The organism is Amaricoccus macauensis (assembly GCF_049800915.1).
Classification (GTDB): domain Bacteria; phylum Pseudomonadota; class Alphaproteobacteria; order Rhodobacterales; family Rhodobacteraceae; genus Amaricoccus; species Amaricoccus macauensis_A.
On record NZ_JBNAFY010000003.1, the window covers coordinates 61,799 to 75,924 of the forward strand.

A 14,126-nucleotide genomic window follows, 5' to 3' on the forward strand; every position below is an offset into this window, starting at 1 on the left:
CGACATGAAATCGCTGGTTCTGGAAAAGAAGGACGAACTCAGCTTGCGCGACTTCCCCGCGATCGACCGCGCGGAAGAAACGCTCGGGCCCCGTGACGTCCGCATCAAGCTCCACACCGTCGGCATCTGCGGCTCCGACGTGCATTACTACACCCACGGCCGCATTGGCCCCTTCGTGGTGAACGATCCGATGATCCTGGGCCATGAAGCTTCCGGCACCGTGATCGAGACCGGCGCACAGGTAACCACCCTCAGCGTCGGCGACCGGGTCTGCATGGAGCCGGGCATCCCAGACCCGAACTCCAAGGCCACCCGGCTCGGGATCTACAATGTCGATCCGGCGGTCCGCTTCTGGGCCACGCCTCCCGTTCACGGCATCCTGCGGCCCACCTGCGTCCACCCCGAGGCGTTCACCTATCGGCTGCCCGACAACGTGAGTTTCGCCGAGGCCGCGATGGTCGAGCCGCTCGCCGTGGGCGTCCATGCCGCCACCAAGGCGCGGGTCAAGCCGGGCGATATCGGCGTGGTGCTCGGTGCAGGCCCCATCGGCCTCGTCACCGCGCTCGCGGCGCTCGCCGCGGGCTGCGCGCGGGTCTATGTCACCGACCTCGCGGAGAAGAAGCTCGAGATCGCCGCAAGCCTCTCGCCCGCCATCACGCCGGTGAATGCCGGAAGCGAGAACCTCGTCGAGCGGATCATGGCCGACACCGATGGCTGGGGCGCGGATGTGGTCTGGGAGGCCACCGGCTCGCCCCGCGCCGCGGCAGGCGTTTTCGAGCCGCTCGCACCGGGCGGATGCGTGGTGATGATCGGCGGCCAGCCTGACCCGATCTCCTACGACGCAGGAGCGGCCATGATCCGCGAGGCCCGCGTCGAGAACATCTTCCGCTATGCCCATGTCTTTCCGCGCTGCGTGGCGATGCTTTCGTCAGGCGCGATCGACGTGAAACCGCTCATCACCAGAACCTTCGACTTCGACGACAGCGTCAAGGCATTCGAGATCGCCGCCTCCGCCCCGCCCGCGGACGTGAAGATGCAGATCGAACTGCCGCAATAGGGGGGCAATCCCGTGGCCGACGTAAAGATAGAAAACGCAATCAAACGCTACGGCAATGTGCAGGTCATGCACGGGGTCTCCGTGGACATCGAGGATGGCGAATTCGTCGTCCTCGTCGGTCCCTCGGGCTGTGGCAAATCGACCCTGCTGCGGATGCTGGCGGGGCTCGAGGAAATCTCCGACGGCTCGATCTCCATCGGCGGCCGCGTGGTCAATGACGTGCTGCCCAAGGAGCGCGACATTGCCATGGTGTTCCAGAGCTACGCGCTTTACCCGCACAAGACGGTGTTCGACAACATCGGCTTCCCGCTCAAGATGGCCAAGCGCCCGCAGTCTGAGATCAAGGAGAAGGTCGAGCACGCCGCCGGCATCCTCGATCTCACCAAGTATCTCAAGCGCTACCCCAAGGAGCTCTCGGGCGGCCAGCGCCAGCGCGTCGCTATGGGCCGGGCCATCGTGCGCGACCCGCAGGTCTTCCTCTTCGACGAACCGCTCTCGAACCTCGATGCGAAACTCCGCGTCACGATGCGGGTCGAGATCAAGGAACTGCACCAGCGCCTCAAGACCACCATCGTCTACGTCACACACGACCAGATCGAGGCCATGACCATGGCCGACAAGATCGTGGTGATGCGCGACGGACGGGTAGAGCAGATCGGCGCACCGCTCGACCTCTACGACAATCCGGCCAATACCTTCGTGGCGGGCTTCATCGGCTCGCCCTCGATGAATTTCGTCCAGGGTCGCATCTCCGGCCAGAACGGCACCCGGCAGTTCGTCTCCGATGGCGGGCTCAGCCTGCCGGTGCCTGAAACCTCTGCGGCCGATGGCCAGCCCGTGACCTACGGCATCCGCCCCGAGCATATTGCCATCGGTCCGGGCGGCGTGCCGATGAATGTGGTCGTGGTCGAACCCACCGGCTCCGAGACCCAGGTTTTCGCCCGGTCCGGCAAGGATCTGCTCGACGCGGTGGTGAAGGATCGCATCTCGGCCCGGCCCGGAGAGCAGATAGGGTTTCACATCGACCCCGCAAACGTGCATCTCTTTGACCGTGAAAGTGAACAGGCCCTGTGAGTTTCAGGGCATCTTGAACGGGAGTGCCCTGAAATGACCGAGATCTCGGCCGTGATCTTCGACCTCGATGGTTGTCTGGTGGATAGCGAACCCCATTCCCTCGAGGCGGTTGCAGCCGAGATGAACGCCATAGGGGTCACGGGCACCACGCCGGAGCAGATCCGCCACGACTATCTCGGCGTGTCGATGACCGATATCGTCCGCGACATCACCGAGCGCAGCGGTCTGCCCGTGCCTTCCGATTTCGTCGATCGCGTGGAACTGCGGCTTTTTGCGGTCTACGAACAGAAGCTTCAGCGGATCGAGAAGGCCACGCAACTTCTCGACCAGCTTGATGACGCCGGCATTCGGCAGGCCATCGCGACCGGCGGTTCATTGCGCCGCATGGGCGAGACCCTGCGCATCAGCGCTCTGGCGTCCCGCTTCGAGGGCCGGGGTTTCAGCGCCGAGCAGGTCGCCCGCGGCAAGCCCGCCCCCGACCTCTTCCTCTTTGCCGCCGAAGAGATCGGCGTGCCCCCGGAAGCCTGCGCCGTGCTGGAAGACTCCCCCCATGGGGTGAAGGGCGCGGTCGAGGCCGGAATGCGGGCGGTGGGCTTTGTCGGCGGCACCCATCTCGACGGCATCCGCGACGCCCACGCCGAACGGCTTTCCAATGCCGGAGCGGCCCCCGTGCTCACCTCCCTCGATGCCGCCTTCGAGGCGCTGACGGCCACGCGGTAGCGGGCCTGCTTCGCGCCTTGTTGGAATATCTGGCCTGACGCTTGCCGTGGCCTTGTCTTTTTCCCCGCACGATATGGCCGGCGACAGATCGTGCCGCGCAGCCCGTCCCGGACCGAAGGCCGCGACCCTCTTCGCATACATACCGAAACCATACTGAAACCATACCGTTTCCATACGCGCAGAAACTGCGGTCAGAACGGCAGCGGCGCCTCGAACTCGACCCACTTCCCGCCATCCGGGTGCATCATCCGAAGCCGCTGCGCATGAAGCTGCAGCCGGTCTGCGGCCGCCAGCGCATCGCCCGTGGCATAGAAATTATCCCCCAGGATCGGGTGCCCCAACGCCAGCATATGCACCCGAAGCTGGTGGCTCCGACCCGTTCTGGGGCGCAGTTCCAGACGGGTGGCATTCGATTCGCGCTCCAGTACCCTCCACTCGGTCAGCGCCGGCTTTCCCCGCTCGAAACAGACCATCTGAAGCGGGCGGTTCGGCCAGTCGCAGATGAGCGGAAGATCGACAACTCCCTCGTCCTGCTCGAGTATTCCGGCCACCCGCGCCACGTAGGTCTTGCCGGTCTGTCGCCGCTCGAACTGCCAGTTGAGATGCCGCTGCGCCAGCTTCGTCCGTGCAAAGACCATCACGCCCGAGGTGTCCATATCGAGCCGATGCACCAGAAGCGCATCGGGATAGCTCGCCTTCGCCCGCGCTTCGAGACAGTCCTGCGGACCGGGCGGCTTCGCGGGCACGCTCAACAACCCCGAGGGTTTGTCGAGCACCAGAAGCTGGTCGTCGCAGTGCAGGATCATTTCCGGCGAGAGTAAACGCGGAACCTGATCTGCATCATTTTTATCTGGCTGAATCATGGCTAGGACATGACCCATGCAATCTTGATAAGGCAACCCGCAAGAGGTCTCCAGATGTACAAGAATATCCTGGTTCCCATCGACCCGGCTCATGGCGAAATCGCTGACAGGACACTGACGATCGCGAAAAAGCTTGTCGACGATGACGGCCAGGTCACCGCGCTTTCCGTGATCGAACCGCTGCCGAGCTACATCTCCGGCTACATCCGCGAGCAGACGCTCGGCGACCGCATCAAGGAGAACCAGGAGGCCGCGATGGCTGCCTTGCGTGCCGCGATGGACCGCGTCGGCCTCTCCGGCAAGGTCATCCTCGACGAAGGCACCCCGTCGCCGGAAATCCTTCGTATTGCCCGGGAAATCGAGGCCGATGCCATCGTTCTCGGCTCCCACCGGCCGGATTTTCGCGATTACCTGATCGGTTCGACCGCCGCCCGCGTGGTGCGCCACGCGCAATGCACGGTCATCGTGGAACGCTCGACCCCCGTCCCGACCTGAGACGGGGGCCGGCTGCGCGCACTTACGCGCGAAGCGATCCGATCAAGCCAAGCAGCCCGGCGGTGGAGCCATCCTTCTCCGCCGTGGCGTCACCGGCCTGAACCATCGGCAGGAGCGCGGTCGCCAGCTCCTTGCCAAGCTCCACGCCCCACTGGTCGTAGGAGTTGAGCCCCCAGATCGTGCCCTCGACGAAGACCCGATGCTCGTAGAGCGCGATGATGCGCCCGAATGTCGCCGGATCGAGTTTCGGGTAGATCAGCGTCGTGGATGGACGGCTGCCCTCGAAAACCTTGTGTGGCGCGATGGCGGCGTCCTTGGTGGCCTCCATTGCCGCGGCCAGGTCGCGCCCTCGCATCAGCGCCTCGGACTGCGCCAGGCAATTGGCCAGCAGAAGCTCCTGGTGATGCTGGAGATCCCGCTCGTGTCCGTTCACCGCCACGAGGAACTCGCAGGGGATCACGTTCGTGCCCTGATGGATGAGCTGGTAGAACGCGTGCTGCCCGTTGGTGCCCGGCTCGCCCCAGACGATCGGCCCGGAAACCCGGTCGAGTTTCGCACCGTTAAGGTTCACGCCCTTGCCGTTCGATTCCATGTCGAGCTGCTGCAAGTAGGCCGGCAGCCGCAACAGCCGCTGGTCGTAGGGCAGAACCGCGCGCGTGTCATAGCCGCAGATGTTGCGATGCCAGATCCCCACCAGCGCCAGCAGCACCGGCAGGTTCTGCGACAGGGGAGCTTCGGCGAAATGCCGATCCATCTCGTGGGCGCCGCGCAGGAAGTCGATGAAGTTCTTCGGCCCCACCGCAAGCATCACCGGCAGCCCGACAGCGCTCCACACCGAGTAGCGTCCGCCGACCCAGTCCCAGAAGCCGAAGACGCGGGCATCGTCGATCCCGAAGGCCGCGGTCTTCTCAAGTGCGGTCGAAACTGCCGCAAGATTCGCCCCGAAGTCGTCGCCCAGCGCCCCCTTGAGCCAGGCCACGGCCGTCTTGGCATTGGTCATGGTCTCGATGGTGGTGAAGGTCTTGGAGGCGATGATCACCAGCGTCCGTGCGGGGTCGAGTCCTTCAAGCACGTCGTGGACATGCGCACCATCGACGTTCGAGACGAAATGCGCCCGTGGCCCATCGTGGTAGGGCGCGAGCGCCAGCGTCGCCATGACCGGGCCGAGATCCGACCCGCCGATGCCGATATTGACCACATCCGTGAAGGGCTTTCCATCCGCGGCTGCGATCGCGCCGGAACGCACGCCATCGGCGAAGTCGCCCATCCGCTCGAGCACCGCGTTCACACCGGGCATCACATCCGCGCCGTCAACCATGATCGGCGTGTTCGCACGGTTGCGCAGCGCCACGTGCAGCACCGCGCGGTTCTCCGTGGTGTTGATCTTCTCGCCCGAGAACATCGCGTCCCGCCGCGCCTCGACCCCGCTTGCCATGGCGAGGTCGATGAGCTGCGTCAGGGCGCGCGCATCGATGTTGGTCTTGGAGAAATCCAGCACCATGTCGCCCAGGCGGGCCGAGAACTCCTCGAACCGCTGCGGATTGCGCTCGAAGAGGTCGAGGATCGTCCGATCCTTGACCTCGGCATGGGTCGCCTCGAGATCCTGCCAGATCGCACTGGTGTCCGACATGGCTTACCCCCTCTTGAGCTGACTCGCCGCGCGGGCGCGCTCTTCGATCTCGCCCCACTTGCCCGCCTTGGCCAGGTCCGGCTTCGCGACCCAGGATCCGCCGCAGCAGAGCACGTTGGGCAGCGACAGATAATCGTTCACGTTGTCCATGCTGACCCCGCCCGTAGGGCAGAAATGCATCTGCGGCAGCGGTCCTGCAAAGGCCTTGAGCGCGGGCGCACCGCCGTTCGCTTCCGCCGGGAAGAACTTGCAGACATCATAGCCGCGCTCGAGCATGGCCATGGCCTCGCCCACGGTGGCCACACCGCCCAAAAGCGGCAGATCGTGCGCCTCGCAGGCCTCGACCAGCGTCGGCGTGATGCCCGGAGACACACCGAATTTCGCGCCCGCCTCCTTGGCATTGCGCACATCGTCCGGGGTCAGCAGCGTGCCCGCCCCGACAACACCGCCCTTCACCTTGGCCATGGCGCGGATCACGTCGAGCGCCACCGGCGTGCGAAGCGTCACCTCGAGGACCGGCAGACCACCCGCCACGAGCGCCTCGGCCATGGGCTCGGCCTGGGCGACCTCATCGACCACGAGCACCGGAATGACCGGGGCGAGCGAGCAAATCTCGCGGCTGAAAGCTGAAGCGTCTTGGGGGGTCATGCAGAAATCTCCGAAAACAGACTTGAAGCGCCGAGCTCGGCCGGCCCGACATTACGACGGAAGGCACCGAACAGGTCACGTCCCGTGCCATGCTCGTTGCCCGACAGATCGGCGCGGACCGGTGTGCGATCGAATACACCCTCCGTCAACACGTCGAGCTTGCCGTTCGTGGCATCGACACGCACCAGATCGCCATCCTTGAGCAGCACCAGAGGCCCGCCATCGAGCGCCTCGGGGCTGACATGGATCGCGGAAGGCACCTTGCCCGATGCGCCCGACATGCGGCCATCGGTCACCAGCGCGACCTTCAGCCCGCGATCCTGAAGCACCGCAAGCACCGGGGTGAGGCTGTGAAGCTCCGGCATCCCGTTGGCCTTCGGCCCCTGGAACCGTACCACGACCACCGTGTCGGAGGTGAACTCGCCGGCCTTGAACGCGGCCTTCACCGACTCCTGGTCATGGAAGACACGGCACGGCGCCTCGATCACATGGCGCTCGGCCGCAACGGCGGAGACCTTCATCACGCCCGTTCCGAGATTGCCCGATAGCCGCCGCAGGCCGCCCGTGGGCTGGAAGGCATCGCTGGCCGGGCGCAGGATCTTGTCGTTGAGCGTTTCGCCCGAGCCCTCGGACCAGGTCAGCTCGCCATTCACCAGCTTCGGCTCCTCGGTGTAGCGCGCCATGCCATCGCCCGCGACCGTGCGCGTGTCGGGATGCATCAGCCCGTTGTCGAGCAGTTCGCCGATCATGTAGCCGAGGCCACCGGCGGCATGGAAATGGTTCACGTCCGCAAGGCCGTTCGGGTAGACCCGTGCCATCAGTGGCGTCACGTCCGAAAGCTCCGCGAAATCCTGCCAGTCGAGCCAGATGCCGGCTGCGCGCGCCATGGCGATCAGGTGGATAAGCAGGTTGGTTGAGCCGCCCGTGGCATTGAGCCCGACGATACCGTTCACGAAGGCCCGCTCGTCGAGCACGTCACAGGTGGGCGTATACTGATTGCCCAGCGCGGAGATCGCCAGCGCCCGCTTCGCGCCCTCGATGGTCAGCGCATCGCGCAGCGGCGTGTTGGGATTGATGAAGCTCGATCCGGGCAGATGCAGCCCCATGAACTCCATGAGCATCTGGTTGGTGTTGGCCGTGCCGTAAAAGGTGCAGGTGCCCGGCCCGTGATAGGAGGCCATCTCGGCTTCCATCAGCTTGTCGCGGCCAACTTCGCCGGAGGCAAACTGCTGACGCACCTTGGATTTCTCGTCGTTCGGCAGACCGGAGGTCATCGGGCCGGCAGGCAGGAAGACCGCCGGCAGATGCCCGAAGGTCGCAGCCGCGATCACGAGACCCGGCACGATCTTGTCGCAGACCCCGAGATAGACGGTCGAATCGTAGACGTCATGGGAAAGCGCGATGCCCGCCGCCATCGCGATCACGTCGCGGGAAAAGAGGCTCAGCTCCATCCCCGCCTGACCCTGGGTCACGCCGTCGCACATGGCCGGAACACCGCCCGCCACCTGCGCCGTGCCACCGGCCGCGCGCGCCGCCTCGCGGATCAGGTCCGGGTAACGCTCGTAGGGCTGATGCGCCGAGAGCATGTCATTGTAGGCCGTGACGATCCCGAGATTGCCCGCGCTAGTCTTGGCCAGGCTCTCCTTGTCGCCATCCGGCATCGCGGCGTAGGCGTGCGCGAGGTTGCCGCAGGTCAGATGCGCGCGCTTGGGGCCTTCGTCGCGGGCCCGCGCCATGCGATCGAGATAAGGCCGTCGGTGGGGTTCGGACCGCTCGATGATCCGCTGGGTAACTCGGGCGACTGTGGCATTCAGGCTCATGTCGAACTCCGTATGTGAATTCTATTCGGCGTAGTGGACGGTCACCGGGCAAGGCGCGTTCAGCACCACGCGGATCGGCGCGTCCGCCGCCGGTCCATCTGTCAGCGCCGTCTCCAGCGCCGCCTTCTTCTCGGGGCCGGTGATGAGAATATGCGCGGCTCCGGCCGCCTTCAGCACCGGCGCTGTCAGGGTCAACCGCTCCTCCGGCTGGCTCGCGGGCTGGATCGGCATTAGGACCGGCGCATCCTCGGCAAGCGCGTCGCCAAGCTGCGGCGCATCGGGAAAGAGCGAGGCGGTGTGCATGTCCGCCCCCATTCCAATCACCAGAACATCGATGGGCAAGACCGCTTCGATCTCGCTGGCCGCCTGCGCGAGCGCCCCGTCCCCGGCATTGAAATCGATAAGCTGCACGGAACTGGCCGCGTTCTGCACCAGCGTGCCCTTGATCAGCCGCAGGTTCGAGCGCTCCGAGCCTTCCGGCACCCGGCGCTCGTCGGTGAGCAGGACCGTGATATCGGCCCACTCCAGATCCTCTTGCGAGAGCCATTCGAGGAACGGACCCGGCGTGGTGCCGCCGGGCACGGCGAGCGTGGCGCGCCCCTTGCTGGCATGGGCGGCGCGGAGCTGGTCGGCCACGAGATCCGCGAGGCTGCGCATCAGCGTGTCGCGGTCGGGATAGGGGGTAAAGGCAACCTCGGTCATGACAGGAGCTCCCGCCAGATATGGCCTTCCGCCATGGTAAGCTTGTAGCTGTCGATGGGTCCCGCGCTGCCTGGATCATAGGGCAAGGGCTTTGAGCCGCTCTCGGCCCAGGCAGCGATGATCGGATCGGTCCAGGCCCAGGCCGCCTCGACCTCGTCCCCGCGCATGAAGAGCGTCTGGTCACCACGCACCACATCCATGATGAGCCGCTCGTAGGCCTCGGGCATTTCGCCCGCCTCTTCCCCCAGCGCATCGGCGAAGGTCATGTCGAGGGGCACCTCCGCCAGACGCATTCCGCCCGGTCCCGGCTCCTTGATCGTCATGCGGAAGGTGATGCCTTCGTCGGGCTGGAGCCGGATGATGAGCGCATTGCCCTTCTGCTCGTCGACCTGCGGGAAGATCGCGTGCGGCGGGTGCTTGAAGACCACGGCAATCTCCGAGGTCCGCGCCGCGAGCTTCTTTCCCGTCCGCAGGTAGAAGCTCGTTCCCGACCAGCGCCAGTTCGAGATATGCACCCGCAGCGCGACATAGGATTCCGTTCGGCTGTGCGGATCGCCCACATGGTCGAGATACCCGCCCTCCTTGCCGTTCGCGCGATACTGGCCGCGCACCGTGTCGGTGATCTTCAGCGGATCGAGCGCTCGGATCACCTTCAGCTTCTCGTCGCGCACCGCATCGGGGTCGAAGCGTGAGGGCGGTTCCATGGCCGTCAGGCAGAGAAGCTGCATCAGGTGGTTCTGCACCATGTCCCGCATGGCACCCGACTTGTCGTAGTAGCTCCCGCGCCCCTCGACGCCGACGCTTTCGGCCACCGTGATCTGCACGTGCTCGATGAACCCGGAGTTCCACAACGGCTCGAACAGCGCATTGGCGAAGCGGATCGCCATCAGGTTCTGCACCGTCTCCTTCCCGAGGTAGTGGTCGATGCGGTAGATCTGCCCCTCGTCGAACACCTGGGAGAGCGAGGCATTGAGCTTCTTCGCGGATTGCAGGTCGTGTCCCAGCGGCTTCTCGATCACGATCCGGCACTCGGGCGTCGAGCAACCGGTCTCGGCCAGCCGGTGCGCGATCTCCTCGAAGAGGAACGGCGCAACCGAAAGGTAGAAGGCCCGGATCACGTCGGGGCGCTCGTTGAGCTTCTTGCAGAGCGTCGACCAGCCGTTCGTCCCCGTGGCATCGACCGTCACGTAATCGACGAGGCCCAGGAACGTCTCGACCGTTTCCGGCTTCAGGAGCTTGGGCTGAACGAATTCCTCCAGCGATTCCGAGACCATCTTGCGGAATTCCGCCCGGGTCATCTTCGAGCGCGCCGCCCCGATCACCCGTGCCTCGGGTGGCATCTGCCCGACGGCCAGACGCCGGTAGAGCGATGGCAGGATCTTGCGCTTCGCTAGGTCGCCCGTCGCACCGAATATCACGAGGTCGAACGGTTGAACTGGAATGACAGTGGAGACCATTCTGGCGTCCTTCTATTCAAGTTTTTTTCCGGGCTCGGGGCCGGATGCCTCATTCTTCAGACGACGCCGCGCACGCCGACATGCAGCGCGAAACGGGTCTCCCCGGCTGATCTTGAAGCGTCCTCACCCGCGTCTCAACGGTCTTCTCGGGTAGTTTTCGGATTTTTGTCAAGTGAACATAAATGAACACCAGCCGAACGTGGCTGAAAAGCTTTGCGCACGCGCACGAAAGATCATTGACGCGCGTCAATCATGGCGCGCGCGAACCCGAAGGGCCTGAATCGAAAGAGCTGTGTCAGTTCCGGTAGAGAAAGGACCGGCCGGTGCGATCGAAGAGGTGCAGCTTCGAGGTTTCCGCCGTGAAACGAATCGTCGCACCCCGGTCGATCCGGTGGATGCCGGGCAGTTTCACGATCGGAGCTTCCTCGCCCTCGCGGGGCGCCAGATGCAGCAGGGTCGTCTCCCCCAGCCCCTCGACGATCTCCACATCGCCCACGAGAACCGCATCTTCCCCGTCGGTGGGCACGAGATCTTCCGGGCGCACGCCGAGCTTGACCTCTTTGCCCTTGTCCTGCCCTTCGGACGGCACGGGGAGGGTCACCGTGCCGCCATTCTTCAGCGACACGACCGTGTAATCCCCGCTGGCCTTCACCACCCCGTCAAAGAGGTTCATGGCCGGTGATCCGATGAACCGCGCCACGAAGGTATTGGCCGGCTTCTCGTAAAGCTCCAGCGGGGGGCCGACCTGTTCGATCCCGCCGCCATTGAGCACCACGATCCGGCTCGCGAGCGTCATCGCCTCCACCTGGTCATGGGTGACATAGACCATGGTCGAGCCCGCCATCCGCTCCTTGAGCTGGGCGATCTCGATCCGGGTCGCCACACGCAGCGCCGCATCGAGATTCGAGAGCGGCTCGTCGAACAGGAAGACCTTGGGGTCGCGCACGATCGCGCGCCCGATGGCCACGCGCTGGCGCTGACCACCCGAGAGCGCCTTGGGTAGCCGGTCGAGGTAGGGCTCGAGCTGCAGCATCCGCGCGGCATTCTCCACCGCCTCGTTGATCTCGTCGGCCGGCCGCTTGGCGATCTTCATGCCGAAGGCCATGTTGTCGCGCACGGTCATGTGCGGATAGAGCGCGTAGGACTGGAAGACCATCGCGATGCCGCGCTGCGCCGGAGGGATGTCGTTCATCCGCACGCCGTCGATGCTGAAATCGCCGCTCGTGATCCGCTCGAGCCCGGCGATCATTCGCAACAGGGTGGATTTTCCGCAGCCGGATGGGCCAACGAAAACCACCAGTTCTCCGGTCGTGATCTCGAGATTGATGCCGCGCAGCACCTCGACATCGCCATACGCCTTGCCGACTTCCTTCAGAACCAGTTCAGCCATTTTCCCCACCTGCAATTGCGTCGCCGGACGCGGCCGAAAGCCTTGCGCCGCCGGAATTCGTGTTTCGCATCCGAGCCATCACTTGACCGACCCCGCGAGCAAGCCCCGCACGAGATAGCGCTGGAGCAGGAAGAACACCGCCAGCGGCACCGAGATCGAGACAAAGGCCGCGGTCGCGAGAATGCCCCAGTCGCCGCCGCGCGAACCGAGCAGGTCATCGGCGATCTTCACCGTCATGACCTGGCTCTCCGAGTTGCTCGGCAGGAAGACCTTGGCCACCAGCAGGTCATTCCAGGTCCAGAGGAACTGGAAGATCGCGAAGGAGGCCAGTGCCGGGAAGGACAGCGGCAACACGATCTTCACGAAGACCTCGAAATCCGTCGCCCCGTCGACCTTCGCGCTCTCGATGATGTCGCGCGGCAATCCGGCCATGTAGTTGCGCAACAGATAGACCGCGAGCGGCAACCCGAAGCCGGTATGGGCAAGCCAGATGCCGAGAAAGCTCTGCCCGATCCCGATGGAGTTGTGAAAATTCAGGAGCGGAACCAGCGCCAATTGCAGCGGCACCACCAGAAGCCCGACTACTGCCGCGATCAGAACCCCGCGCCCCGGAAACTGCATCCAGGCGAGCGCATAGGCCGCAAAAGCCGCGATCAGGATCGGAATGACCGTCGCCGGGATCGCCACCGTCAGCGTGTTGATGAAGGCCTTGTCCATGTTGTCGGCGGTCAGCACGGTCCGGTAGTTGTTCAACGTGAACTCGGGTGGTGTCAGCGCCTCGAAATAGATCCGCTGGCCGCGCCCGCCCGGCTCCTCCTGGGATGTGAACCGGTAGGAGCCGTCCTCGTTGACCACCAAGGTCTCGCCATCGCCGAGATCCGCGACCTCGCCTGCGTCATAGGCTCCCGGCTCCACGCCCCGCGTGCCGAACGCCCCGACCGTGCCGGTGCCGTCGGGGAAGGCCTCCGCGTTCTCCGGGTCGGCGAAGACATTCCCCTCGATCACCCAAGTGCCGTCCTGCTGGCCGGGATCGCCCGAGGCTCGCGCCCGGAAGGTCTGCTCGACCGCGAACGGCGTGCTCCACCAGCCCGAAGCCGAGATCTGGTCGCGCTCCCGGAAGGAGGAGACGAAAAGCCCGACAGTCGGCACCAGCCACAGGATCACCAGCACCACGACGGAGATCTGCACCGCCCAGACGAGCCCGGCCTTCTCGCCGATGGGTCTTTCGGTCTTGGCCATCGTCGTTACCTCATTTCCTTGCGGGCCTGAACGATGTTCCAGATCATCACCGGCAGAACGATGATCATGATGACAAAGGCCGTGGCCGTCGCCCGGCCGTCATCGCGGAACATGTAGGACATCATGTAACTGGGCAGGATCTGCGTGTCGAAATTGCCCCCGGTCATGGTGTAGACGATGTCGAAGACCTTCAGGACCAGGATGGTGATCGTCGTCCAGACCACCACGATCGTGCCCATGATCTGCGGCACCTTGATCTTGAAGAAGATCTGGAACGGGCTCGCGCCATCGAGAACCGCCGCCTCCACGGTCTCCTCCGGAATGCCCCTGAGAGCGGCCGAGAGGATCACCATGGCGAAACCGGTCTGGATCCAGATCAGGATCACCATCAGGAAGAAGTTGTTCCAGAACGGGATCTGCAGCACATCCACCGGGCGTTCCGCCCCCAGAAGTGCGCGGATCGCGTTCAGGATGCCGATATCGGGATTGTTGGCGTAGACGAACTTCCAGATCAGCGAGGCGCCCACGAAGGAGATCGCCATCGGCATGAAGATCAGCGACTTCGCGATATTGCCCCAGCTCAGCCGGTCGGTGAGCTGCGCCGCGACCAGCCCCATGAAGGTCGCGCCCGCCGGCACGAACAGGACCCAGAGCATGTTGTTGAACACCGCGCGGCGGAAACTCGGATCCTCGTAGAGCGCGATGTAGTTGCCCATCCCGATGAAATCTGTGCCCGCCCGGTTGAAGAGCGAGCGGTAGAAGGAGCCGACCACCGGATAGGCGAGATAGAGCCCGAGCGCGAAGATCGCCGGAAAAAGGAAGAGCCAGGGCCGGACCATGTTCGCGCGGTTGATGTTGCGCGCGATGTTCTTGCCCTTCGCCGGGAAGATCACCCGGTCCAGCACCATGTTGGAGGCGTAGAAATAGCCGATGCAGCCCACGACACCGATCAGGATGGTGACCATGCCTTGCACTAACGGGTTCATCTGGAAGCCTCCAAATCCGTGCCAGTTCGACCGGGCCGCCGCGCC

General features: G+C 64.6%; 13 protein-coding genes. 4 read left to right on the plus strand and 9 right to left on the minus strand.

The window, feature by feature from the left end; all coding sequences use genetic code 11:
- Positions 1-4 precede the first annotated feature (4 nt).
- From ACP15W_RS08040 to ACP15W_RS08050, 3 genes are read left to right on the plus strand one after another with little or no spacing between them, the layout of a single operon-like run.
- Positions 5-1,057: an NAD(P)-dependent alcohol dehydrogenase gene (locus ACP15W_RS08040; protein ID WP_424932354.1), complete on the plus strand. Its 1,053-nt coding sequence runs from the start codon at positions 5-7 to the stop codon at positions 1,055-1,057.
- A 12-nt stretch (positions 1,058-1,069) separates the two neighbouring features.
- A complete protein-coding gene (locus ACP15W_RS08045) occupies positions 1,070-2,131 on the plus strand; it encodes an ABC transporter ATP-binding protein (RefSeq protein WP_424932355.1) in 1,062 nt (353 codons plus the stop codon).
- 33 nt (positions 2,132-2,164) lie between these two features.
- Positions 2,165-2,851 carry an HAD family hydrolase gene (locus tag ACP15W_RS08050; protein ID WP_424932356.1) on the plus strand — a complete coding sequence of 229 codons (687 nt, stop codon included), beginning with the start codon at positions 2,165-2,167 and terminating at the stop codon, positions 2,849-2,851.
- A gap of 191 nt (positions 2,852-3,042) precedes the next feature.
- Here ACP15W_RS08050 and ACP15W_RS08055 read toward each other — a convergent pair whose 3' ends face one another.
- Positions 3,043-3,714: an RluA family pseudouridine synthase gene (locus ACP15W_RS08055; protein WP_424932357.1), complete on the minus strand. Its 672-nt coding sequence runs from the start codon at positions 3,712-3,714 to the stop codon at positions 3,043-3,045.
- Between the two features lie 54 nt (positions 3,715-3,768).
- Here ACP15W_RS08055 and ACP15W_RS08060 point away from each other — a divergent pair, with 54 nt between their 5' ends.
- The gene (locus ACP15W_RS08060; protein WP_424932358.1) at positions 3,769-4,209 is read left to right on the plus strand and encodes a universal stress protein; all 441 of its coding nucleotides are present in this window, start codon (positions 3,769-3,771) and stop codon (positions 4,207-4,209) included.
- A gap of 22 nt (positions 4,210-4,231) precedes the next feature.
- Here the strand turns inward: ACP15W_RS08060 and pgi are convergent, their stop codons facing one another.
- From pgi to ACP15W_RS08100, 8 genes are all read right to left on the minus strand, one after another.
- Entirely contained in the window at positions 4,232-5,839 is a 1,608-nt protein-coding gene (gene pgi, locus ACP15W_RS08065; protein WP_424932359.1) for a glucose-6-phosphate isomerase, read from the minus strand.
- A gap of 3 nt (positions 5,840-5,842) precedes the next feature.
- Positions 5,843-6,487, minus strand: coding sequence for a bifunctional 4-hydroxy-2-oxoglutarate aldolase/2-dehydro-3-deoxy-phosphogluconate aldolase (gene eda / locus ACP15W_RS08070; protein ID WP_424932360.1), 645 nt, complete (start codon positions 6,485-6,487; stop codon positions 5,843-5,845).
- Positions 6,484-8,307: a phosphogluconate dehydratase gene (gene edd, locus ACP15W_RS08075; RefSeq protein ID WP_424932361.1), complete on the minus strand. Its 1,824-nt coding sequence runs from the start codon at positions 8,305-8,307 to the stop codon at positions 6,484-6,486. The genes eda and edd overlap by 4 nt, the downstream gene beginning before the upstream one ends.
- A gap of 21 nt (positions 8,308-8,328) precedes the next feature.
- A complete protein-coding gene (gene pgl, locus ACP15W_RS08080; protein ID WP_424932362.1) occupies positions 8,329-9,009 on the minus strand; it encodes a 6-phosphogluconolactonase in 681 nt (226 codons plus the stop codon).
- Positions 9,006-10,466 carry a glucose-6-phosphate dehydrogenase gene (gene zwf, locus ACP15W_RS08085; RefSeq protein ID WP_424932363.1) on the minus strand — a complete coding sequence of 487 codons (1,461 nt, stop codon included), beginning with the start codon at positions 10,464-10,466 and terminating at the stop codon, positions 9,006-9,008. Before zwf ends, pgl begins: the two co-directional genes overlap by 4 nt.
- A 295-nt stretch (positions 10,467-10,761) precedes the next feature.
- Positions 10,762-11,856: an ABC transporter ATP-binding protein gene (locus tag ACP15W_RS08090; RefSeq protein ID WP_424932365.1), complete on the minus strand. Its 1,095-nt coding sequence runs from the start codon at positions 11,854-11,856 to the stop codon at positions 10,762-10,764.
- 78 nt (positions 11,857-11,934) lie between these two features.
- Positions 11,935-13,095: a carbohydrate ABC transporter permease gene (locus ACP15W_RS08095; RefSeq protein ID WP_424932366.1), complete on the minus strand. Its 1,161-nt coding sequence runs from the start codon at positions 13,093-13,095 to the stop codon at positions 11,935-11,937.
- Between the two features lie 5 nt (positions 13,096-13,100).
- Complete coding sequence (locus tag ACP15W_RS08100) at positions 13,101-14,081, minus strand: carbohydrate ABC transporter permease (protein WP_424932367.1); 981 nt, start codon at positions 14,079-14,081, stop codon at positions 13,101-13,103.
- Between the last annotated feature and the right edge of the window lie 45 nt (positions 14,082-14,126).